The sequence below is a fragment of the Deltaproteobacteria bacterium GWC2_65_14 genome, assembly GCA_001797615.1.
In the GTDB taxonomy this organism is placed as follows: Bacteria; Desulfobacterota; Deferrimicrobia; order Deferrimicrobiales; family Deferrimicrobiaceae; genus GWC2-65-14.
Map to the genome: position 1 here is coordinate 61,400 of MGPV01000049.1, position 1,126 is coordinate 62,525.

The window sequence follows — 1,126 nt, forward strand, 5'->3', positions numbered from 1 at the left end:
TGCCGACCTTCTTCTCTTGGGCGGCGGATCTGCTCACGAAGGCGATGCTCATCAGCGCGCAGAACACCAGCGCGCTCATGAACTTGTTCTTACAAGTCATGCTCTTCCCCCTCTTCTCGTGTGCGGCCTCTCGGGCCGATTGCGAATGACACATATGTCGATTGAGGGTATACGCAACAAACCTGCCCGAATTGTCCCTAAATTATGATTATTACATGGAAAAAATATTACAGCGCTTCCACGCAGGCCGCGATGCCCAGGCCCCCGCCCACGCTGACGGCCGCGACTCCTCGTCGGCCGCCGCGGCGCTTGAGCTCGAGCAGCAGCGAGAGCACCAGGCGCAGTCCCGTCGCCGCGAAGGGATGCCCCAGCGCGATGGAGCCGCCGCGCACGTTGAGCTTTTCTTCAGACACGTCCAGCTCGGCGCGGTCGAGCAGGATCTGCGCGGCGAAGGTCTCGTGGATCTCCCACAGCTCCACGTCGCTCGTGCGCCAGCGCGCTTTTTCCAGGGCCTTGCGCACCGCCGGCACCGCGGCGTAGGCCATGCGCTCGGGCGGCACGCCCACGAGCGCGGTCGAGACCACGCGGCCCAGCGCGCGGCCTTTCGCGGCCTTGGGCGCGGCGAGGATGAGGGCCGTGCCGCCATCCGCCACCCCGTGGATGTTGGCGTGGCTCAGCAGGTGCGGCCCTTCTTCGAAGAGGGGTTTCGCCTGCGCGAAGTGTTCGGGCGCGGCGTCCGGCCGCACCGCGTCGTCGGCGCTCAGGCCCGCCAGCGGAACGATCTCCTCGGCGAGGAAATGGGAGGAGGCCGTCGCCGTGCGATGCGAGCGCAGGGCCCAGGCGTCCATGGCCGCGCGCGTCAGGCCTCTTTCCGAGGCGCGCGCCTCGGCGGTCTTGGCGATATGCATGCCGCAGGAGGGGTCTATGAAGGAAGGAACGAAGACGTCGCGCCGTACGCGGCTGGGGCAGTCGGCCGCCACGGCCGCGACCAAGGCAGCGTCCCCGAGCGCGACGGCCTCGGCCGCCGTCGCCAGAGTCTGCAGGCCCGTGCCGCAGGCGAGGGCGACCGCCATTCCCGGGAGCTCGGGCGGGCAGCCGGCTCGGAGGGTCATCAGACGCCCGTTGT

1 protein-coding gene and 1 pseudogene (1 of these 2 only partly in view) are annotated in these 1,126 nt (G+C 68.5%); both read right to left on the reverse strand.

Features of this window, described 5'->3' with window-relative positions:
- Positions 1-79: pseudogene (locus A2X88_09405) on the reverse strand (hypothetical protein); it reaches 205 nt to the left of the window's first position.
- A gap of 148 nt (positions 80-227) precedes the next feature.
- Positions 228-1,112 (reverse strand): hypothetical protein, encoded by an 885-nt coding sequence (locus A2X88_09410; GenBank protein OGP33619.1) that lies wholly within the window; start codon positions 1,110-1,112, stop codon positions 228-230.
- Between the last annotated feature and the right edge of the window lie 14 nt (positions 1,113-1,126).

Excerpts from the sequence above, each read along its gene's own strand:
- A2X88_09410 (OGP33619.1), bottom strand. The coding sequence starts at position 1,112 with ATGACCCTCCGAGCCGGCTGCCCGCCCGAGCTCCCGGGAATGGCGGTC.